This window comes from Clostridium sp. FS41 (genome assembly GCF_000954015.1).
GTDB lineage: Bacteria > Bacillota > Clostridia > Lachnospirales > Lachnospiraceae > Enterocloster > Enterocloster citroniae.
The window spans coordinates 123,620-144,765 of record NZ_JYHN01000069.1 but is presented as its reverse complement, the minus strand read 5'-3'; the positions used below and the strand labels follow the sequence as shown (position 1 = coordinate 144,765).

General features: G+C 49.7%; 17 protein-coding genes. 16 read left to right on the top strand and 1 reads right to left on the bottom strand.

Annotated elements, in window-relative coordinates:
* Nucleotides 1-87: 87 nt before the first annotated feature.
* From CLFS41_RS22225 to CLFS41_RS22215, 3 genes are read left to right on the top strand one after another with little or no spacing between them, the layout of a single operon-like run.
* The gene (locus tag CLFS41_RS22225) at nucleotides 88-876 is read left to right on the top strand and encodes an SDR family oxidoreductase (RefSeq protein WP_007866515.1); all 789 of its coding nucleotides are present in this window, start codon (nucleotides 88-90) and stop codon (nucleotides 874-876) included.
* 57 nt (nucleotides 877-933) lie between these two features.
* The gene (locus tag CLFS41_RS22220) at nucleotides 934-2,667 is read left to right on the top strand and encodes a M28 family peptidase (RefSeq protein ID WP_007866513.1); all 1,734 of its coding nucleotides are present in this window, start codon (nucleotides 934-936) and stop codon (nucleotides 2,665-2,667) included.
* A 20-nt stretch (nucleotides 2,668-2,687) separates the two neighbouring features.
* Nucleotides 2,688-3,755, top strand: coding sequence for a 2-dehydropantoate 2-reductase (locus tag CLFS41_RS22215; RefSeq protein WP_007866510.1), 1,068 nt, complete (start codon nucleotides 2,688-2,690; stop codon nucleotides 3,753-3,755).
* 282 nt (nucleotides 3,756-4,037) lie between these two features.
* Here the strand turns inward: CLFS41_RS22215 and CLFS41_RS22210 are convergent, their stop codons facing one another.
* Complete coding sequence (locus CLFS41_RS22210) at nucleotides 4,038-4,826, bottom strand: IclR family transcriptional regulator (RefSeq protein WP_161797504.1); 789 nt, start codon at nucleotides 4,824-4,826, stop codon at nucleotides 4,038-4,040.
* Between the two features lie 585 nt (nucleotides 4,827-5,411).
* Between CLFS41_RS22210 and dctP the strand changes: the two genes are divergently transcribed.
* The 13 genes from dctP to CLFS41_RS22145 all read left to right on the top strand — a co-directional run bounded on the left by dctP (nucleotide 5,412) and on the right by CLFS41_RS22145 (nucleotide 21,018).
* A complete protein-coding gene (gene dctP, locus CLFS41_RS22205) occupies nucleotides 5,412-6,518 on the top strand; it encodes a TRAP transporter substrate-binding protein (protein WP_007866497.1) in 1,107 nt (368 codons plus the stop codon).
* Nucleotides 6,519-6,582: 64 nt separating this feature from the next.
* Complete coding sequence (locus CLFS41_RS22200; RefSeq protein WP_045093510.1) at nucleotides 6,583-7,101, top strand: TRAP transporter small permease; 519 nt, start codon at nucleotides 6,583-6,585, stop codon at nucleotides 7,099-7,101.
* A complete protein-coding gene (locus tag CLFS41_RS22195; protein ID WP_007866487.1) occupies nucleotides 7,094-8,398 on the top strand; it encodes a TRAP transporter large permease in 1,305 nt (434 codons plus the stop codon). Before CLFS41_RS22200 ends, CLFS41_RS22195 begins: the two co-directional genes overlap by 8 nt.
* A gap of 69 nt (nucleotides 8,399-8,467) precedes the next feature.
* A complete protein-coding gene (locus tag CLFS41_RS22190) occupies nucleotides 8,468-9,466 on the top strand; it encodes a uroporphyrinogen decarboxylase family protein (protein WP_007866485.1) in 999 nt (332 codons plus the stop codon).
* A 78-nt stretch (nucleotides 9,467-9,544) separates the two neighbouring features.
* Nucleotides 9,545-10,846 (top strand): L-serine ammonia-lyase, iron-sulfur-dependent, subunit alpha, encoded by a 1,302-nt coding sequence (locus CLFS41_RS22185; protein ID WP_045093509.1) that lies wholly within the window; start codon nucleotides 9,545-9,547, stop codon nucleotides 10,844-10,846.
* A 46-nt stretch (nucleotides 10,847-10,892) separates the two neighbouring features.
* Nucleotides 10,893-11,912 (top strand): uroporphyrinogen decarboxylase family protein, encoded by a 1,020-nt coding sequence (locus CLFS41_RS22180; RefSeq protein ID WP_007866483.1) that lies wholly within the window; start codon nucleotides 10,893-10,895, stop codon nucleotides 11,910-11,912.
* A gap of 61 nt (nucleotides 11,913-11,973) precedes the next feature.
* Entirely contained in the window at nucleotides 11,974-12,870 is an 897-nt protein-coding gene (locus CLFS41_RS22175) for a TIM barrel protein (protein WP_045093508.1), read from the top strand.
* A complete protein-coding gene (locus CLFS41_RS22170) occupies nucleotides 12,867-13,829 on the top strand; it encodes a D-2-hydroxyacid dehydrogenase (RefSeq protein WP_045093507.1) in 963 nt (320 codons plus the stop codon). The genes CLFS41_RS22175 and CLFS41_RS22170 overlap by 4 nt, the downstream gene beginning before the upstream one ends.
* Before the next feature lie 40 nt (nucleotides 13,830-13,869).
* Nucleotides 13,870-15,564 carry a thiamine pyrophosphate-dependent enzyme gene (locus tag CLFS41_RS22165; protein ID WP_082082662.1) on the top strand — a complete coding sequence of 565 codons (1,695 nt, stop codon included), beginning with the start codon at nucleotides 13,870-13,872 and terminating at the stop codon, nucleotides 15,562-15,564.
* A gap of 247 nt (nucleotides 15,565-15,811) precedes the next feature.
* Nucleotides 15,812-16,888: a Xaa-Pro peptidase family protein gene (locus CLFS41_RS22160; protein WP_045093506.1), complete on the top strand. Its 1,077-nt coding sequence runs from the start codon at nucleotides 15,812-15,814 to the stop codon at nucleotides 16,886-16,888.
* A 58-nt stretch (nucleotides 16,889-16,946) separates the two neighbouring features.
* Nucleotides 16,947-18,344, top strand: coding sequence for a YfcC family protein (locus CLFS41_RS22155; protein WP_045093505.1), 1,398 nt, complete (start codon nucleotides 16,947-16,949; stop codon nucleotides 18,342-18,344).
* A 39-nt stretch (nucleotides 18,345-18,383) separates the two neighbouring features.
* Entirely contained in the window at nucleotides 18,384-19,781 is a 1,398-nt protein-coding gene (locus CLFS41_RS22150; RefSeq protein ID WP_007866473.1) for a YfcC family protein, read from the top strand.
* A 55-nt stretch (nucleotides 19,782-19,836) separates the two neighbouring features.
* A complete protein-coding gene (locus CLFS41_RS22145; RefSeq protein ID WP_045093504.1) occupies nucleotides 19,837-21,018 on the top strand; it encodes a M20 family metallopeptidase in 1,182 nt (393 codons plus the stop codon).
* Nucleotides 21,019-21,146: the final 128 nt, after the last annotated feature.

The following is a 21,146-nucleotide window of genomic DNA, read 5'->3' as shown; positions in this document are numbered from 1 at the left end:
TGGCGTATGTATCATCATTATAGCAGGCCTTCCGGCTTATGAGGGCCTGCGTAGGAAAAATAAGGCAGTCATGAAAGGAGAAGGTATATGATTTCCATGGATTTATCCAATCAAATAGCAATGGTAACAGGCGCCGGAGGAGGGATCGGCGGAGCTCTCAGCCTGGATCTGGCAGGTTTGGGGGCTGATATGGTCCTGACCTGCAGGGGGTCCAGGGCGCGGTGCGAGGAACTGGCTGATCAGATAAGGGAAATGGGGCGCAGGGTTTGCGTCCTTCAGGGGGATATCTCCCATTCGGAGGACTGCAGCCGCATGGCGGAGGAGGCCATGGAGTTTTATGGCAGGCCGGTTCAGATACTGGTCAATAATGCGGGATATTTTTATGATGTAGCCCCTCTGGTAGAGATGAGTGATGATCAGGTGAACAATACAATTGATATTAACTTAAAGGGAACCATGTATATGTCAAGAGAGGTATGCCGGCGTTTGGTTGACGCGGGTACGCCTGGCCGGGTCATAAATATTACTTCAGGTGCGGCTCATTCAGGCCGTGTGAATTTCAGCAATTATTGTGCCAGCAAGGCGGGGATACTGGGCCTGACCAGGGCTATGGCTCTGGAGCTTGCGCCTGCGCATATCAATGTCAACTCGGTTTCGGTGGGATACGTGGAGGTTGGACGCTGGGAGGGCGATCCAAGCAAGGATGCTGTGCGGGCCAATATTATCCCGCGTATTCTTTTGCGGCGTCCTGGTGCGCCCAGGGATATTTCCAGAATGGTCTGCTTCCTGGCAAGCGAATGTGGGGATTGGATTACTGGAAGTGACTTTATCATAGACGGAGGAGAATCCTGCGGACGGGTACCATTTGCAGACTGAGATTCCAGGTTTTGTACCTGGGAATATCGGATCAGACAAGAGAGGGAGTGTAATAAGATGATAAATAAAGAGTTAGAAATCAAGCTGATGGAGGAGGTGGACGGCAAAAAACTGATGGAGCACGCCGAATACATCACAAGCCAGGACAGGGAATCGGGTAGCCCGGGAGAAAAACGGGCGGCTGAGTATTTTCGCAGTGTGATGGGGGAACTGGGGCTGGATGTGGACATCCATTATGTGGAGAATTACATCAGCCTGCCTGTTTTTGGCAGCCTGACCCTTCAGGACGGGACTGAACTATCTTCCTGCATTACCCACAGCTATGGCGCTTCCACAGGGGAAGCAGGCCTGGAGGGGAAAGCGGTTTACGTGGGCGGTAAAAAGCCTGCCAACGGACAGGAGGATATCACGGGCAGGATCGCCGTGATGAATGGTCTGGCTTCGGCGGTTCCCTGCAAGGCGCTGGAGAACCGTGGAGCTGCCGGGATCATCTGCATTACCAGCGGAGACTACCCGTACAATATGTCCATCAGCCCCATCTGGGGCCAGCCGGTTCCCTCCACAGTGGGCATGCTCTCCAAGATACCTGTGGTGACGGTAAATGCATCAGACGGCAAACGGCTTTTAGACAGTCTGGACCGGGGAGAGACCTGCGTAAAGATGGTAACCGAGGTGTCTACTAAATTTCGCACCGTGCCTGTGTGTGTGGCAGAGCTGAAGGCGGACAAACCCACGGACCGGTTTGTCATGTTTGGAGGACATGTGGACTCCTGGCATAAAGGGGGCGCGGACAATGGCGGTTCTAATGCCGTGGTCCTGGAACTGGCCCGGGTGTTCAGCAAATACAAGGATAAGATGAACGTAAATATCCGGTTCGTATGGTGGAGCGGCCACAGCAATGGGCGCTACAGCGGCAGCAATTGGTATGGGGATACCTATTGGGAGGATCTGCATGATCATGCAGTGGCTAACTTTGATATAGACACGGTAGGAACCAAAGGATCCAACAACTTTTCCCATATAGAGTGCAACAAACAGTGCTATGCCCTGGGGCGTCAGGTGGTCAGGGAAAGGACCGGTCAGGATCCGGAATACATGCGTATTCAGCGGAATGGAGACCAGTCCTTCTGGGCTCACGGCGTACCGACCCTGTTTGAATGCCTGTCCCTGCAGCCGGTGGATGGACAGGGGGAGGGAACCTTTATGCCCGGACTTCCCTGGTACTGGCATACCACCCAGGATGTATTTGAACATCTGGGGGAGGAGGAACTGCGCAGGGATGCCCAGATATTTGCATTAGCGATCGCCCGAGTGGTTATGGCCAATGTATATCCATTTTCCTATGCGGAACTGGCGGATGAGATGATGGGGAATTTGGAACATTACCAGAGTGTTGCGTCAGGCGCCTTTGATCTGACGGAGGTGATGAAACTGGTTGGGGGGTTAAAAGATAAATTCTTGACCCTGGACAGGGAAATTACCCGCCTGAACACCCTGGAACAGCTGAATGAATCTGATACTCAAAAGGCAGGCATGCTGAACGATCTCTGCATGGATCTGAACAGGATCCTTATACCGGTGCACTACTGTAAAGACGGCGACCTGTTCCAGGCCGATCTGGCTGTACCCATTCCGGCTTTTCCGGAATTTGACCAGCTGTCCGAACTGGCATCCATGGACAGGAACAGCAATGAATTCAAATTCCTTGAACGCCAGCTGCTGCGTAACAGAAACAGGGTCCGCCATTTTCTCATACAGGCCGCCAGACGGCTGGAGAATGCCGGAATGTGACAAAACAGGGGAGGGTACAAATGAAATATACATTAGTGGGAGCCGGGGCGATCGGAGGTTCCATGGCAGCCTGGCTTACTAGAGCCGGGGCGGAGATCCTGTATGTGGACGCTGTTCCTGACCATATCCGGGCTATGAATGAGAGAGGGCTGACCATCCGTGATCCCCGGGGAGGGGACTTCACGGTTCCGGTAAAAGCAGTCCATATTGATGACTTGGGGGAACCGCTGGAGGTGGTGTTTCTCGCGACTAAAACCCAGCATACCAGAGCGGCCATGGAGAAGATCGCTCCTCTGCTAAAGAAAGACGGATATGTGGTCAGTCTGCAAAATGGCATCAACGAATATGTAATCGCTGAGTATGTGGGCCAGAACCGGGTGGTAGGCGCCTTTGTAAACTGGGCGGCAGATTACATAGAGCCAGGGGTCATCCAATTCGGAGGACATAGCAATTTTGTGATCGGGGAACTGGACGGAAGGATAACAGAGCGTTTGGAACATCTGCGGGAGTTTATTAGTCCCTTCCAGCAGGTGGAGATCAGCGGCCAGGTGATGCGTCAGCTTTGGAGCAAACAGGTGAATATCTGCGCCATGTTTGCCACGGGGATCACCCATCTTCTTATTCCTGGCGGGATGGAGTATGGGCCCACCCAGGAAACCATTGCATGTATTGCGCTGGAGGCCATGCAGGTTCCTGAAAAGCTTGGGATAGAACTGGTGTCCTTTGACGACTTCCGGCCGGATCTGTACCGTCAGGGCCGCTTTAAGGAGGCGCTGCAAGTTACTGCGGACCATTACCGGCCTATGGTCAAAAACTATACAGGTCTATACCGTGACCTGGCGGTGCGTCATCGCAAAAGTGAGATTGATGGTACTGTAGGGGTTACGGTCCAGATGGGGGAAAAACTGGGGCTTTCACTTCCCCTTAACAAAAAACTGGTAGACATGGTAAAGGAGATAGAAGCAGGGCGGCGTACCATCTGCACGGAGAATCTGATGGAACTGAAGGCTGAATATGAGAGGATATATCCGTATGGTATTCCTGATACCATGGTCCACCCGTCAGATGAGGGAAGATGCCCTTTGTAAAGCTTAGCACAAATGCTTCAGCGCTTCTATTACGTCTGTGGTGAGATATGATATGCAAAAGAGAGGATTCCTCGGGCTGTTTCGGCCAGAGGAATCCTTTTTAGGTCCGGCCAGTGTGACCAGTCCTTTTTAATTGTACAATTTGCCCTATTGCGGGGGAGCGGTGCTGGAAAAAGATTGACTTTGATCATGAGGAGTGCTAAGATGACTTCAATACGGATAAAGGGTGAGGGGGGATTGGCGGGCGTTGAACGCCCCCATGAAAATCCATTGAAAAATCCCTTATCCCGTATATCCCAATTCCTTCCGCAGCCTTCCTATGATCTGAAGGGCCGGCTGGAGTTTTAGCTGGATCTGCTTAATGGACATGCGCGCGGTAGGGCCGGTTACGCTTACTCCGGCGATCACTTTGCCTTCCACGTCATATAGGGGGAAGGCGATGCAGCGTGCGCCGATTTCGCACTCCTCATCATCATAGGCATACCCATTCCAGCGGATGCTTTGCAGCTCCTCCACCAACTGTTCCTTTGTGGTTATGGTGCTTTCTGTAAATTTGGTCAGACCTTTGTCGGCGATCACATGGTCCAGCTGTTCGTCCGTGTAGTTCAGTAAGAGCAGTTTGCCGATCGCGGTGCAGTGGAGCGGTGCTATGTGGCCGATGCGCTGCATGCTTCTGAGCATCTTCGTGGAACTTTGGACAATATCAATATAGATTACTTCCCGGTCCTGTTCCACGGCCAGACAGACAACCTCTCCGAACAACATGGAGAGCTCGGTCATATAAGGACGTGCTACATCCTTGATACCGATATGGGAACTTACCTTGCTTCCAAGGGTACATATCTTATAAGTAAGGCTGTACCTGGCTGTTTCCGGCTCCTGCTTGGCATAACCGTTATCCACCAAAGCAGTGAGAAAGCGCAGCACTGTACTGGAGTTCATCTTCAGTTCCTTGGAGATATCCATGAGACGGACTGGCTCGGATTTATCTGCCAGACATTCTATAATCATAAGCAGCTTTCCTGCGGAATGATTTGACTGTGTTCCGTCCTTGCCGGTTGCTTTTTCCAAAATTGCACTTCCTTTCAACATACTTTGAAACCTTCCACCTATTATAACATGCCCTGCTTTGTTTCCACAATAGACAGCCGCCGCTACATTTCCGTTAAGATCCCATGGGGCGCCCGGGGCAGGTTTCTGCCGGTTACAAGGTCTTTCGCGTATTTGTATTTTCATAAAATATCTATGTCATGATATTTCAATATTTAAAATCTTATTTCATGTTATTTTATTATATAGTATCTAAACCAGGTTTGTCAATGTCTTTTAAATCTTATAAAATATTCCTAAAATATATTATAGTTCCCGTATTGACTTATGCAAAATGCACTGTTATAATGACGATATCAAATAGTGAAACGTGATTTTATTTATTAAAATTTTGCTTATGGGTTAGCAGGAACTAAACACCGCCGCTAAGCTACAGGGCAGAATAAAAAGAAGGGGTGGATCACCCTCGATCAAGCCATATGCCTTAATATATATGGGCCCGAGGTATATGACTAAACGATATGTTGTCAGGTGAATTTGACAACAGGGGGATATCATAAAAATGATGAAAAAGAAATGATGAAAAAGAAAGGTGGAAAAGAATTTATGAAAAAAAGACTTATGGCATTTGTGCTGGCAGCTGCAATGACCGCTTCTATGGTAGGATGCGGATCCGGTTCAAGCAACGCAAAGACCTCAGCAACAGAGGCTCCGGCCAAATCTGAGGAGGCTACCACAAAATCTGATTCTGATTCTTCCTCAGCAGCAACCGAATCCAAGTATAAAGAGGGCGAGTTTAAATTAAGGATCGCCACTGTTGTAACAGGCGACCATGCATGGGTCCAGATGGGGCAGTACATGGCTGATCAGTTGAAAGAGCGTTCCGGCGGTGCTATTGAAGCCACTGTTTTCCCGGGCGGTCAGTTGGGAAATGATGAAGGAACCATTGATGACATGCGTACAGGTGCCCTGGACATCGTAATCGGATCCACCCAGAATGCAGCTCCTTTTGTAAACCAGTTCCAGATCTTATCACTGGCATACCTGTTCCCGGACCGTGATGCATTTGAAAGCGTTCTGACTCCGGACGGCGAAGTGTTTAACTACATACAGAAAATGTATGATGATAACGGATTGGGCCTGATTCTTCTGGGACTTAGCAACGGAGGTCAGAGAGACCTGCACACCAATAAGCCCATTGAGTCAGTTGCAGATTTAAAGAACCTGAAGATCAGGACCACCTCCTCCGCTACGGAAGCAATGGTTTGGGAAGCGCTGGGAACCATCCCCACATCCATGAGCTTTAATGATATTTATTCCGCGATCCAGAGTAATACGGTTGCCGCGTTTGAGTGCACACTGGCTGCATTTGATACCAACGCTTTGTATGAGGTTGCCAATTACCACATAAAGACAGCTCATCAGTTTACACCAACCCACATTACCATGGGTGAACTCAGCTACAACAAACTGCCTGAGGAATACCAGCAGCTGATCAGGGAAGTTGCCATTGAGGCATCGGAACTGGGCACCAAGATCGCAGATGAGGCGGATGATACACTGCTTGACAAGCTGGTAGCAGACCATGGTCTGATCGTATGCGAGCCTGACATGGCTGAGTTTAAAGAAATTGTTGAAAAACTGTATCCGCAGATTGCCTCCGGTTGCAACGGACAGGAATTCCTGGACCTGATCAACGGACTGATCAAGTAATCACAGATATCAATGTGAAAACTGGTGTTTTCAGTACCTTTACGCAATAGGAGAGGAAAATTATATGAAAGCTATTTCAAACTTTGTAAAAGTATTCTCAGACCTGATTGAAAAGGTCTGCGAGGGTATTGGCACTTTGTCGGTTGCCGCCTTTGTTGTTATAATTTCCCTGCAGGTTGTCTGCCGTAATTTTTTGAAGATTCCCATGGTATGGGCAAATGACATCAGTGTTGTGTGTTTTGTATGGGCGGTATTTCTGGGAAGCGCCATTGCTGTCCGCCACCGCGCCCACTATGTGCTGGCATTCCTGCCTGACCGTTTTGAAAAGTCCAACTGCCTGTTGGACATTATCAGTAATATTGCGGGCATTATCTTCTTTTACGTATTGATCCGTTATGGCTCGGTTTACACCATTATGGGTATGAAGCGTTTATCCACAGCTATTAACATTCCGCAGGCATATTTCTTTATGTGCATTCCTCTGTCCGGGTGTTTTATGATGTGGTACACCTTGATTCATATGGTCAATGATGTAAAACGGATGATTTCACTATTTAATAAGAAGGGGGATCTCAATGGATAACGGTCAATTGCTTTTAATTTTGTTAGTGAGTTTCGCCATTATGGTCATGATCAAGATCCCGATTGCTTACGCTTTAGGACTTTCCTCCATGATCGTTATTATAAAGATGGGCCTTCCTCTTACCAGTGCCATTAACAGTATGTACAGTTCGGTGAATAACTTTTCACTTCTGGCAGTTCCGCTGTTTATGCTTTTGGCGCAGCTGATGGATAAGGGAGGTATCACGGACCGGCTCTTTGCCATATGCGATGCCTTTGTGGGGCACATACGGGGCGGTTTGGGCCATGTAAATGTTTTGATCAGCCTTTTATTCGGACATCTTTCAGGTTCCGCTCAGGCTGATGCCGCCGGTATCGGCGCCATGATTATTCCGGCCATGAAGAGAGCCGGCTATGACAGCGGCTTCTCCGTTGCCATCACTGCCTGTTCATCCACTCTGGGTGTTATCATTCCTCCCAGCGTCCTGCTGGTTGTGTACGGAGCCATGAGCGGCGCTTCCATCGGCGCACTGTTTATTGCAGGCTTTGTTCCTGGTTTCCTTATTGCATTTGCCCAGTGTATGTATACATATTATATGGCAATTAAACATAACTACCCCAGAGGGGAGAGATACACATGGAAAGAGCGGGGCAAGGCTCTTCGCGCAGCCCTTCCGGTTATCTTCCTTCCCATGATCATCCTGGGCGGCACCAGCAGCGGATTGTTCACTGCCACAGAGTCAGCATCCATTTCCTGCTTTTATGCACTGATCCTGATGTTCTGTGTGTACCGTACCTATAAGATCAAGGATGTTCCAAAGATTCTGCTGAAAACAGCCATGGACTTTTCCCTGAGCATGTTTGCAGTGGCTGCCGCAGGTGTTACGGGCTGGCTGATCGCTTACCTGAACGCACCGCAGATGATCGCAGATGCGATCCTGGGCATCACGGACTCCTACCTGGGCGTTTACCTGCTCCTGATCTTGTTCCTGCTGTTTATCGGAACATTCCTGAGCCCCATTACAGCTATTATTATTTTCCTTCCTATTATAAAGCAGCTTGCAGCTGTGGTTGGTATCAATGATGTCCATATGGGACTGATCGTTGTGCTGACACTGTCACTGGGCATGGTTACGCCTCCATACGGCACCTGCCTGATGATCACTTCCCAGATTGGAGAGATCACCATACCCCAGGCATTTAAGAGCGTTGCGCCCATCATTGGAGTGACCCTGCTGGTGATTTTCCTGGGCGTACTGTTCCCCAACCTGTTCCTGTTCCTGCCAAAGATGCTGGTTCCCACCGCATTCCCGGCTTAACACCTGAATCCTTACAAAAGGAGACTTTTTTACAATATATCACACATTATGAGAGGAGATAGTATTATCATGACTAAGACCGAGAGAATCAAAGCTTTATTAGAGGGCAAAAAACTGGATACACAATCCATGAACCTTTGGAAACATTTTCCACCATATGACGAGGATCCGAAGGAACTTGTTAAGAAGATCATTCAGTTCCAGGACCGTTTCCAGTGGGATTTCGTTAAGGTAACATACCAGGGCCTTTACAGCGTTCAGGACTGGGGTTCAGCTATTAAGTGGCCGGAGCGCGACAATGTATGGCCGGAGACCTGCTCCAGCGTAGGTGTTGTTACAGATTTCGGTATTAAACATGACGAAGACTGGGCTAAGCTGAACGTACTTCCTATGGATCAGGGTTCCATGGCTGCTACCATCGAGGCTGCAAAGGGCGTTGTTGACCACTATAAGGGCGAGGTTCCTGTTGTTATCACAATCTTCAACCCACTGACAACCGCTATTAAGATGGCTGGCGACAAGATGTTCGTACATATGCGCCGCAATCCTGAACTGTTCCACAAGGGCCTTGAGACCATCTGCCAGACAACCATTAAGCTGGTTGAGGAAATGGCTAAGATGGGAGCTGACGGTATCTTCTTTGCCAGCCAGCTGGGAACCTACGATAAGATGAGCGTTGCTGAGTACGAAGAATTTGGCCGTCCTTACGACCTGAGAGTTCTGGAAGCAGCTAAGGATATGTGGTTCAATATCATGCATATGCATGGAAATGCACCTATGTTCGATATCATGTCACAGTATCCTGTTGCAGCACTGAACTGGCATGACCAGCTGGTGGATATCTCCCTGGCTGATGCACGCAAGAAGAGCGATAAGCTTCTCATCGGCGGCGTAGAGGAACTGAAGGTTCTGGGCACAGCATCTGATGAAGAACTGAAGGCTCACCTGAAAGCTTCCATGGATCAGGTTCCGGATGGCCGTCTGATCCTTGCACCAGGCTGCTGCGTACCGCTGTATGTACCGGAGGATCGTCTGGCTAAGGCTCAGGAAATACTGGCAACAATTTAATCAACCAAGGAACCGCTGCCCCTTTGGGGTAAAGCGGTTCCTACAATTAGGATAAGGATAGATAAAGGAGTAAGTTCAATGAATAAGAACGATATCGATTATACGAATTTTATAAAGATCCTGGAGGAAGAGCTTCTTCCTGCAATGGGATGTACGGAGCCCATTGCTGTTGCTTACTGTGCGGCAATGGCCAGAAAAATACTGGGAGCAGCTCCCGACCGTGTGGTAGTGGAAGCCAGCGGCAACATTATCAAGAATGTAAAGAGCGTAATTGTTCCTAACACAGGACACCTGCGCGGTATCCCGGCAGCAGCGGCAGCAGGTATTGTTGCAGGCAATGCTGATAAGCAGCTGGAAGTAATCGCTTCCGTAACCAAGGAAGAGCAGGAATCCATCCGTGTATTTATGGAGCAGGTTCCCATCGCAGTAAATATCGCTTCCTCCCCACTGATCTTTGACATTGTTGTTACCGTATATGCAGGCGAATCCTATGCTAAGGTTCGTATTGCCAACTACCACACTAATATCGTACTGGTTGAAAAGGACGGAGAAGTCCTTCAGTCCAGCGAGGTTAAGGATGACAGCGAGTCCGATATGACAGACCGTTCCTGCCTCTCTGTTGAGAAAATCTATGATTTTGCAAATACCGTTGATGTTGAAGATGTTAAGAAGCTTCTGGATGTTCAGATCGCTTACAATATGGACATTTCCGAAGAGGGCCTTAAGAACGATTACGGCGCTAACATCGGTTCCGTACTTTTGAAAGCAAACAAGGAAGTTATGGACAGCTGCAATGAGTCCGCACTCCGCCTGAAGGCAAGAGCCATGGCTGCTGCCGGAAGCGATGCGCGTATGAACGGCTGTGAACTGCCTGTTATCATTAACTCCGGTTCAGGAAACCAGGGTATCACCGCTTCTGTACCGGTTATTGTTTATGCCAGAGCAATGGGCGTAGGCGAAGAAAAACTTTACCGCGCACTGGTTCTGTCCAACCTGTTAGGAATCCATCAGAAGACCCCCATCGGCCGTCTTAGCGCATACTGCGGCGCAATCAATGCAGGCGCTGCTGCCGGCTGTGGTATTGCTTACCTCAAGGGCGCTGACCTGGATGGAATCATCCATACACTTGTAAATGCTCTTGCCATTGCTTCCGGTGTTGTATGTGACGGTGCCAAGGCATCCTGCGCAGGCAAGATTGCACTGGCAGTTGACAACGGTATCCTGGGCTATGAGATGTATCAGGAAGGCCAGCAGTTTGTCGGCGGAGACGGTATTGTAAAGAAGGGCGTAGAGAACATGATCGCCAGTGTTGGACGTCTGGGCCGTGACGGTATGGCAGAGACTGACAAGGAAATCCTGCGCATCATGGTTTCTGACTAAAGCAGCTGAAAACATATTAAATTAATTGATACAGGAGAGGATGTTTATGAATAGGGAAGAACGTGTACGTGCGGCCATAGAGGGCCGTGAACCGGACCGCATTCCGGCCAGTGTGTGGATGCATATATCTGACAAGGATCAGGATCCACGCTCCCTGGCAGAGGCTATGGTGGAGTTTAACGAAACCTATGATTATGATTTTATCAAAATGATGCCCTTTGGCGCTTATACCGTCTCTGACTGGGGCGCAAAGCTGGATATCTACTGCGACAAATATAAGGAAGTGGAAATTGCGGCTCCTGGTATTGAATGCAGGGAAGACTACAAGAGGATCCAGCCATTGCCGGCAGTTTACGGAACCTGGGGCAAAGTGCTACAGCTGTCCCAGTGGCTGGAGAGGCTGGTTAAACCGGGAACCCCTTACATACAGACCATTTTCTCCCCTGCCACCACCCTGAAAAAACTGGCAGGAAACCGTATGCTTCAGGATATGCTGGAATGCCCTGAACTGGTACACGGAGCATTGGCAGCCATTACGGAGACCACGATTAATTTTGTGAAGGCCAACATTGAGGCTGGTGTAAGCGGATTCTTTTTTGCAAAACAGTGCGCAAGCTATGATTTTATGGGCGATGCCATGTTTGCGGAGTTCTGTAAGCCGTATGATATTCAGATCATCAACGCTTATAAGGATGTAACCTGGTTTAATGTGGTTCATATCCACGGCAGCAACATCAGATTTGATGAAGTATCCGCTTATCCGTGCAACGTGATAAACTGGCATGACCGTCAGAGCGGACCATCCTTAAAGGAAGCCAGGGAGAAGTGCCCCAAGGCATTCCTGGGAGGACTTTATGAGGGACCGGCCATTGTTGGTTCATCCCTGGAATATGACAGCATCATGTCACGCCAGGGTACCACTCCGGACATGATCAAGAAGCATATCCGCGAGGCCATCGACATGGTGGATGGAAAGGGCCTTCTGATCGGCCCGGGCTGTGTGGCAGACCCGCGTTCACCGGAGGAAAATCTGCGCGCTGTGCGTGAAGCGGTGGAGCGCAGCTGATCACAACATTTAGGGAATATTGACACACGTAATTTAGGATTCAAGTAAGGAGCAGAGAGCCATGAAGGAATCAATTCACAAATATTTTCAGGTAGGAACCATTCAGTGGATGAGCTATCCCCAGAGAGATCCCATGGAATCATTGAAGGCCATTTGCAAAGATGATTTCTTTGACGCCATTGAGTTAAAGGGCTACGGCGATAAGAATGAGGAGGCGAAAAAGCTTCTGGAACAGAGCCATCTGAAGGTTTGCTACGGCGCGCAGCCACGTCTTCTGGGCGGAAAGTTAAACCCCAATGACCTTGACGAGGAAGGGCGCAGGAAGGCGGAAGCAACACTGATCGAAGCAGTTGATGAGGCTGAATACCTGGGTGCAAAGGGAATTGCATTTCTGGCAGGTAAATGGCAGCCGGAGACAAAGGATCAGGCTTATGCGCAGCTTTTAAAGACAACACGGGCAGTATGCGATTATGCCGCGGCAAAGGGCATGATGGTGGAGCTGGAGGTGTTTGATTACGATATGGATAAGGCTGCACTCATTGGCCCGGCGCCCTATGCAGCGGAGTTTGCCGCTGATATGCGCACCACCCACAGCAACTTTGGACTTCTGGTGGATTTAAGCCATTTCCCAACCACCTATGAAACAAGCAGGTTCGTAATACGCACACTGAGGCCGTATATCACCCATTTCCACTTTGGAAATGCAGTTGTCGTGAAAGGCTGCGATGGCTACGGTGACCTTCATCCAAGATTCGGATATCCCAACAGCGCCAATGACACACCACAGCTGCTGGATTATCTCAAAGTTATGAAAGAGGAAGGCTTCTTTGATGCAGAGAACCCTTATGTACTGTCTATGGAAGTGACACTGCGTCCTGGTGAGGATGAGGACATTGTCCTGGCCAATACCAAGAGGGTGCTGAACCGGGCATGGGCTCTGCTGGAGGATAACGCATGAAAATAGTAGTTCTGGATGGTTATACGGAGAACCCAGGGGATTTAAGCTGGGGAGAACTGGAAAAGTTAGGTGAGCTTACGGTTTATGACAGGACCAGCGTAACGGATGAGAATGAGATCATTTCCCGTATCGGAGATGCTGAGGTGGTCATCACCAACAAGACACCGATCACAAAGAATATCATGGATGCATGCCCTGGCATAAAATACATCGCCATGCTGGCCACCGGCTATAATGTGGTGGACTATGTATATGCAAGGGAAAAAGGGATCCCCCTTTCCAATGTGCCTTCTTACGGAACAGCTTCCGTGGGCCAGTTTGCAATTGCCATGCTGCTGGAGCTGTGCCACCATGTGGCTCATCACAGCCAGACGGTACATGAAGGCAAATGGGAACACTGCCAGGACTGGTGCTATTGGGATTACCCCCTGATCGAGCTGGACGGCAAGACCATGGGTATCATTGGTTTCGGACGCATCGGACAGCAGACAGGAAAGATCGCCAAAGCCATGGGTATGAATATCCTGGCCTATGACAACTATCCCAATGAGTCCGGAAAAGAGATTGCCGAATATGTGGATCTGGATACGCTGTACGCGAAATCAGATGTCATTGCCCTTCATTGCCCGCTGTTCCCTGAAACACAGGGGATCATCAACAAGGATGCCATTGCAAAGATGAAGGACGGGGTAATGATCCTTAACAATTCCCGCGGTCCTCTGGTTGTGGAGCAGGATCTGGCAGACGCACTGAATTCCGGCAAGGTTTCCGGTGCGGGTCTGGACGTGGTATCCACAGAACCGATCAAGGGAGACAATCCGCTTCTGAAGGCAAAGAACTGCATCATTACGCCTCATATTTCCTGGGCACCAAAGGAGAGCAGGCAGAGGATCATGGACCATACGGTAGAGAACGTAAAAGCATATCTTGCTGGCGCTCCCATCCATGTGGTGAACTGATAAAGGAACCATTTATTTTAAGCATAAAAGGAGAAAAACAATGAAAATGACAGTTGCGCAAGCCATTGTAGAGATTATGTGCAAAGAGGGAATCCATACTGCATTTGGTATCCCCGGAGCAGCCATCAATCCGGTATACAAGTACATGGAGAATGCCCCCATCGAGCATTTCACCATGAGACATGAAGAGGCATGTGTCCATGCTGCTGACGGTTACCAGAGAGCAAAGAATGAAATTGCCCTGGCAATCTGCTCCGCAGGTCCCGGCGCTACCAACTTTGTGACCGGTCTTTACACCGCGTTCATCGATTCCATGCCCGTACTCTGCGTAGTAGGCCAGGCCAATGCGAATCAGTTAAAGCAGGAGCCTTTCCAGTGTGTGGATATGCCAGACATAGTTAAGACCGTTACCAAGAAAGCATGGAGCGTGTTAAAGGCAGAGGATATCGTGGATGTAATGAAAGAAGCATTCTACCTGATGAGGGAAGGCCGTCCGGGCCCGGTTCTTGTTGAACTTCCTCTGGATGTACAGAAGGCAGAACTGGATTTTGATATTGACAGCTATGTTCCAATGGAAATCCCCGTAGTTGCACCTGACATGGATAAGATCAAAGAAGCGGTACAGATGGTAAAAGCAAGCAAGGCGCCGGTTATCATCATGGGCGGCGGATGCTTTATCAGCCATTGTACGGATGAGGTTGTTAAGCTGGCAGAAATGCTGCAGGCACCAGTTGTTACCACCTATCAGGCAAAGGGCGGAATCCCAGAGGATCATCCTCTTAATGCCGGCCATGTAGGTATCCAGGTAGGACAGCCCATCGGAAACAAGATCTTCCTGGATTCCGATCTTGTGATCGGTATTGGAAACCGTTTCTCAGACCGTCATACAGGCGACCTGGCAACCTATTGCAAGGACCGTAAGTTCATCCACATCAATATCGAGCCAAGCCAGATCGGTATGGTATTTGAGCCGGAGCTGGGAATCGTGTCCGATGCCAAGCTGGCAACCGAGGCCCTGATCGCAGAAGTAAAGGCAGCAGGCGTACAGCCGATCAATCCTGCCCGCGCAGCAGAGATATCCAAGCTGCGTGAGGAACTGGCACGCAAGACCGATTATGACTGCAGCCCAATCATGCCTCACCGCGTATTCCAGGAAGTGAATGAAGCCTTTGATGATGAGACTTATTACACGGTTGGATGCGGTATCACCCAGATCTGGAGCGGCCAGCTTCAGAAGATCAACAAGGCCGGAAAGTATCTGCCATCCGGTGGTGCAGGTACTCTTGGATACGAAGTACCAGCAGCATTCGGCGTAAAGGTAGCACATCCGGAATGCAACAGCGTAACAGTTGTAGGAGATTTCGGCCTGACATTCATGGGCGAAGAGATCGCAGTTGCATCTGCATTTAAGAAACCCATCATTGTAGTTGTTGTTAACAATGCATACCTGGGACTGATCCGTCAGAACCAGAAGGGATACGGATTTGAATATGCAGTGGAAATGCCATACAACCAGGATGGAACCATTGACTATGTGAAGCTTGGAGAGGCTTACGGCTGTGTGGCTGAGCGTGTATTCAGCCCAGAGGAACTGACTGCCGCTCTGGTAAGAGCAAAAGCATCCACAGAGGCATCCGGACGCTGCTACCTGATCGATGCGATCTGTGTAAAGACACAGCTGTGCGATATGGGCGGCTCCATTGCAGCTGTTAAATCCTGGGCGCCTGAAGCATAAAGGCACCTGTGTGGTACATTAAATAAAAAAAGAGGGTTGACCTGAGAGCGGGGAGGCCTGGAACCAGCCTCCTCCTCTTTGCCCTTTGCTGATAACGATCTTTCTGCCTCCTTATAAGAAGGCTTAAAGGCTGTGAAGAAAAGGTCAAAAGCGTTTCAGCGCACCGGCCGTTTATCGCGCGCGGACGCGCGTTTATAGTTTATAAATTAACGGTTTATGCATACAGCAAGAATTTGGAGGCCCCATAATGAGAACGGACCGTATTGAAAAAATTATTAACAGCATGAGACAACATAATATGGATCAAATGGTCATCAGCGATCCATCCACTATCTTTTATCTGACCGGTAAATTTGTTGCCTCCGGTGCACGCCTGTTTGCCCTGTGTCTGGACACTCAGGGTGCATGTACCTTTTTTATTAATTCCCTTCAGACCGACTACGCTCCTCTGGCAGAGGGCGCTGAGATCGTCTGGTATACTGACAGTGATGATTCCATTCAGATTCTGGCAAAAAAGATCCGTACCGGCGGGACCGTGGGTATTGATAAAAACTGGCCTTCCAGTTTCCTGCTGCGCCTGATGGCAGCGGCAGATGCCAAATATGTGTTGAACAGCGGGATCATTGATTACATACGCATGGTAAAGGATGACGGGGAGATCCAGCTGATGCGCGAAACACAGGCTGTGAATGAAAAAGTAATCAGCGAGATGTTTCAATATGTTTCCCCGGAACTCACTGAGCAGAAGCATCACCGCATGCTTCACGAGATGTACTGTGCCCATGGTGCGGACGGCTACAACATTATAGGCGTGGTTGCCTATGGAAAATCCTGCGGCTATGCCCATCATAAGCCTGACGGGACCACACCTGCGGCCGGCGACTGCATCATGATTGATGCCGGCGCGCGTCTGAACGGCTACCGTTCCGATATGACCCGCACCGTGTTTTACAAATCTGTTTCCGATGAGATGAGAAATATCTATGAGGTGGTAAAGGAAGCCCAGCTGACAGCAATGGATGCCATAAAGCCGGGCATGCGGTTCTGCGATATTGATAAGATCGGCCGTGACATTATCACCAAATACGGATATGGAGAATATTTCACTCACCGGATCGGTCATAACATCGGTATTGACGGCCATGAGTTCCCGGATGTTGGGGGTGCAAATACCATGGAAGTACTGCCGAATATGACTTTTTCTGTGGAGCCTGGGATCTATATCCCCAATCTGGGCGGGGTCCGGATCGAGGATTTGGTGGCTGTCACTGAAAACGGCTATGAATGCCTGAATAAGATGAGCAAAGACCTGCGGATTATTTAAAACGGTTTGTGACCGCTGCAGGAATACAAATGTAGAAATGTAGGAGAGGTAATATATAATGAACGATACGAAAACAAAAAAGAAAATGGCGTTTCCGCATACCCTGATCATTATCCTGATCATGATCGTGTTTGCTGCCATTCTAACCTATCTGATTCAAGCGGGTCAGTACGACCGTATAGAGGTTGCAGGAAGAAAAGTTGTAGACCCGGCCAGCTATCATACGGTGCCGTCCAACCGTGCAACCCCATTTGATATCTTTGTGGCAATCCCTGCAGGCATGCAGGCCGTGGCATCCATATCAAACATGGTTCTTATTATCGGCGGTTCCTTTGCCGTAATCGAGGCAACCGGCGCAACCAAGGCAATCCTTGCCAAAGTGCTTAAAATGGGCGGCCACCTGGGCGCAGGTCTGCTTCCTATCGTTATCATCGCGTTCTCCATGCTGCCAGCATTCACCGGCAATGCTGAGAGTATGCTGGCATTCGTGCCCCTGGGCATCCTCTTTGCCCGGACTCTGGGCTTTGATGCCATGGTAGGTTTATCCATCACCATTGCAGCCGGTAATGCCGGATTTGCAAGCGGCCTGTTTAACACCATGACCACCGGTGTGGCTCAGACACTTCTGGGTATTGAGATGTTCTCCGGCCTGTGGTTCCGTGCCATCGGCTACGGCCTCCTGCTGTGCTCCGTCTGTTTCTGGACTGTATGGTACGCAGTGAGAGTTAAGAAGAATCCTGCAAAGAGTGTTTGCTATGATGTGGAAATGGCTGCCAAGGCAGAACAGGCAAACGTTAGCGAGATCGACTCTGAACTGACCACAAGAAGAATTCTTGTACTTTTGGAATTTGCCTGCGGTATCGGCTTTGTTATCTATGGTGCTTTAAACGGATGGAATTTTGGAACCCAGATTGCTGCAGTATTCCTGATCATGGCTGTGATCTGCGGACTGACCGGCGGTTTCAGCGGCAACAGGATCTGTGAAGAGTTTGTTATAGGCGCTAAGAGAGTTTTAGTGGGCGCACTGGTAGTTGGCTTTGCAAAGGCGATCAGCCTTGTTATGGACCAGGCCTGCATTACCGATACCATCGTATACGCATTCTCAAGCATGCTCAGCGGTATGCCTAGAGTGATCGGCGCACTGTTTATGTATATATTCCAGGTTATTATGAACTGCTTTATCATCTCCGGTTCCGGCCAGGCGGCGGCTACTATCCCGATCATGGGACCTCTGGGCGATGTTCTGGGCCTGACACCACAGACTGTTGTTACTGCGTTTATCTTTGGTGACGGTCTGACCAACCTGCTTCTTCCTATGTCCGCAGCTACCATGGGTGCGGTTGCCATTGCGGGCATCACCTATGGCCAGTATGTGAAATACATCTGGAGAATCATTGTGACCAACCTGTGTATCGGTGGTGCTATGGTGGTGATCGCCACCATGATCGGTCTGTAAGCTGGCCGGCATATTAAGGCAGGTAGGAGAAAAAATAAAATGAACCAAACCAACAACAAAAAGAAAATGGAGTTTCCCCATACGCTGATCATCATCCTGATCATGATCGTGTTTGCGGCCATTTTAACTTATTTAGTTCAGGCGGGGCAGTATGACCGTATCGAAGTTGCGGGAAGAAAGGTGGTAGACCCTTCCAGCTATCATACGGTTCCAGCGAACCGTGCAACTCCATTTGATATTTTTGTTGCAATTCCAGCCGGTATGCAAGCCGTTGCCGGAATTGCCAACATGGTCCTGATCATCGGCGGTTCCTTTGCCGTGATCGAGGCCACAGGCGCAACCAAGGCTGTTTTGGCCAAGGTGCTTAAAATGGGCGGCCATCTGGGCGCAGCCCTGCTTCCCATTGTTATTGTGGCATTCTCCCTGCTGCCGGCTTTTACCGGCAGCGCGGAGAGCATGCTGGCATTTGTACCCCTGGGCATTCTCTTTGCCCGGACCCTGGGCTTTGACGCCATGGTAGGCCTGTCCATCACCATTGCGGCCGGCAATGCCGGATTTGCAAGCGGACTGTTTAACACCATGACCACGGGTGTGGCCCAGACCCTTCTTGGGATTGAACTGTTTTCCGGTCTTTGGTACCGTGCCATCGGCTACGGACTGCTGCTGTGTTCCGTCAGTTTCTGGACCGTATGGTATGCCCTGAAACTCAGGAAAAACCCTGCAAGAAGCTGCTGCTATAATGTGGAACTGGCTGCCAAGGAGGAAATGACGGAGGCGAGTGAGATCGACTCTGAGATGACCCCAAGGCGGATCCTTGTCCTTATAGAGTTTATTGCCGGCATTGCTTTTGTTATCTACGGCACTTTAAACGGCTGGGATTTTGGACCAAAATTAGGCGGCGTGTTCCTGATCATGGCGGTTGTATGCGGCCTGACCGGAGGCTTTAACGGCAACCAGATCTGCAATGAGTTTGTGGAAGGGGCCAAAAAGGTCCTGGTAGGCGCTCTGGTAGTGGGCTTTGCAAAGGCCATCAGCCTTGTTATGGACCAGGCATGTATCAGTGATACCATTGTATATGCGTTCTCCAATTTGTTAAGCGGTATGCCCAAGGTTGTGGGCGCTCTGTTTATGTATATATTCCAGATCATTATGAACTGCTTTATTATTTCCGGCTCAGGCCAGGCAGCAGCCACCATTCCAATCATGGGACCTTTGGGCGATGTACTGGGCCTTACCCCTCAGACCGTTGTAACGGCATTTATCTTTGGTGACGGTCTGACCAATCTGCTTCTGCCAATGTCGGCAGCCACCATGGGTGCGGTTGCCATTGCGGGAATCAGCTACGGCCAGTATGTGAGATACATCTGGAGGATTATCGTAACCAATCTGTGTCTTGGCGGCGTTATGGTGGTGATCGCCACCATGATCGGCTTGTAACACAGTTGGATGAAAAGAGAACCCGTGTACAAAGGCGCATGAAAGGAGAAACATGATGGACTATTTAAAGAGAGCACATGAACTGACAGAAGAGATCGTTGAAAACAGAAGGTTTCTGCACCAGCACCCGGAGATAGGCTGCGACATACCTGTAACCAAAGCATTTGTCGAAGATAAGTTAAAATGCATGGGATACGAGGTCGCGCACGTAGGCCCGGGCCTTGTTGCCATGGCCGGCCACGGAAGCCCTGTGATCCTGCTGCGTGCCGATATGGACGGACTGCTTATGGAAGAGGAGAGCGGACTTCCCTTTGCCTCCGTAAACCCTGGAAAGGCTCATTGCTGCGGCCATGATAACCACACCGCCATGCTGTTGGGGGCGGCTAAAATGTTAAAGGAAAATGAAGCGGATCTCAAAGGTACGGTAAAGCTGATGTTCCAGCCAGGTGAGGAGACCGGAAACGGCGCCCAGGAAATGATCAATGGCGGCCTTTTGGAAAACCCAAGGCCGGATGTCACCATGGCTTTCCATGTGGATGCCCTTCTTCCACTGGGAAAACTGAATTACAGCAAGGGACCTGCATTCTGCTCCAATGATGTATTTAAGATCGAGGTAATGGGAAAAGCCGGCCACGGGGCGCGTCCTCATCAGGCAGTGGATGCCATCAATGCTTCCGCCCATATCATTACCGGACTGGAGGCGCTGATCAGCCGTGAGTGCACACCCACTGAGATATGCATGCTGACCGTGTGCTCCATTGAGAGTGATACCAAGACATTTAACGTATTCCCTCAGGTGGTCACCATGACAGGCAGTATACGTACCTATAATACAGAGCAGAGAGCGCTCCTGGTACGCCGTCTTCAGGAAGTGGTGGATGGGATATCCAAGACCTTTAACTGTACCAGCAAGGTGACATTCGGCCATCAGAATGATCCCCTGATCGTGGACGACCAGGTGGAGACCGAGATGCGGGGTTACCTGGAGGAGGTTCTGGGTGATGAAGCCTCCGTGGTGGAGCCGCCGATCATGAAAATGGGATCAGAGGATTTTGCCAGTGTTACTGTACAGATCCCCTCCGCCTATTTTTACATTGGTGCGGGACCGGACCGGGAAAACGGCTATTTCTGCAGCCAGCATAACGCCAAGGTCCGTTTTAATGAGGAGATGCTGCCGTATGGTGCGGCCGGTTTTGCAAACTGTGCGGCCAGATGGCTGGAGAACCACAGCAAATAATATATGATATCTGAAAAGACGTAATAAAACAGATTGTGTGGAATACAGCTGCCATGATAAAATCAATATCATGGCAGCTGTATATTTTTTGTATTTTATCATAAAGAAGTGAAATAATGGAGATAGGA

Bases quoted from the DNA above. Each gene is read 5' to 3' on its own strand.
- CLFS41_RS22225 (WP_007866515.1), top strand. From the start codon at position 88: ATGATTTCCATGGATTTATCCAATCAAATAGCAATGGTAACAGGCGCC.
- CLFS41_RS22220 (WP_007866513.1), top strand. From the start codon at position 934: ATGATAAATAAAGAGTTAGAAATCAAGCTGATGGAGGAGGTGGACGGC.
- CLFS41_RS22215 (WP_007866510.1), top strand. From the start codon at position 2,688: ATGAAATATACATTAGTGGGAGCCGGGGCGATCGGAGGTTCCATGGCA.
- dctP (WP_007866497.1), top strand. From the start codon at position 5,412: ATGAAAAAAAGACTTATGGCATTTGTGCTGGCAGCTGCAATGACCGCT.
- CLFS41_RS22200 (WP_045093510.1), top strand. From the start codon at position 6,583: ATGAAAGCTATTTCAAACTTTGTAAAAGTATTCTCAGACCTGATTGAA.
- CLFS41_RS22195 (WP_007866487.1), top strand. From the start codon at position 7,094: ATGGATAACGGTCAATTGCTTTTAATTTTGTTAGTGAGTTTCGCCATT.
- CLFS41_RS22190 (WP_007866485.1), top strand. From the start codon at position 8,468: ATGACTAAGACCGAGAGAATCAAAGCTTTATTAGAGGGCAAAAAACTG.
- CLFS41_RS22185 (WP_045093509.1), top strand. From the start codon at position 9,545: ATGAATAAGAACGATATCGATTATACGAATTTTATAAAGATCCTGGAG.
- CLFS41_RS22180 (WP_007866483.1), top strand. From the start codon at position 10,893: ATGAATAGGGAAGAACGTGTACGTGCGGCCATAGAGGGCCGTGAACCG.
- CLFS41_RS22175 (WP_045093508.1), top strand. From the start codon at position 11,974: ATGAAGGAATCAATTCACAAATATTTTCAGGTAGGAACCATTCAGTGG.
- CLFS41_RS22170 (WP_045093507.1), top strand. From the start codon at position 12,867: ATGAAAATAGTAGTTCTGGATGGTTATACGGAGAACCCAGGGGATTTA.
- CLFS41_RS22165 (WP_082082662.1), top strand. From the start codon at position 13,870: ATGAAAATGACAGTTGCGCAAGCCATTGTAGAGATTATGTGCAAAGAG.
- CLFS41_RS22160 (WP_045093506.1), top strand. From the start codon at position 15,812: ATGAGAACGGACCGTATTGAAAAAATTATTAACAGCATGAGACAACAT.
- CLFS41_RS22155 (WP_045093505.1), top strand. From the start codon at position 16,947: ATGAACGATACGAAAACAAAAAAGAAAATGGCGTTTCCGCATACCCTG.
- CLFS41_RS22150 (WP_007866473.1), top strand. From the start codon at position 18,384: ATGAACCAAACCAACAACAAAAAGAAAATGGAGTTTCCCCATACGCTG.
- CLFS41_RS22145 (WP_045093504.1), top strand. From the start codon at position 19,837: ATGGACTATTTAAAGAGAGCACATGAACTGACAGAAGAGATCGTTGAA.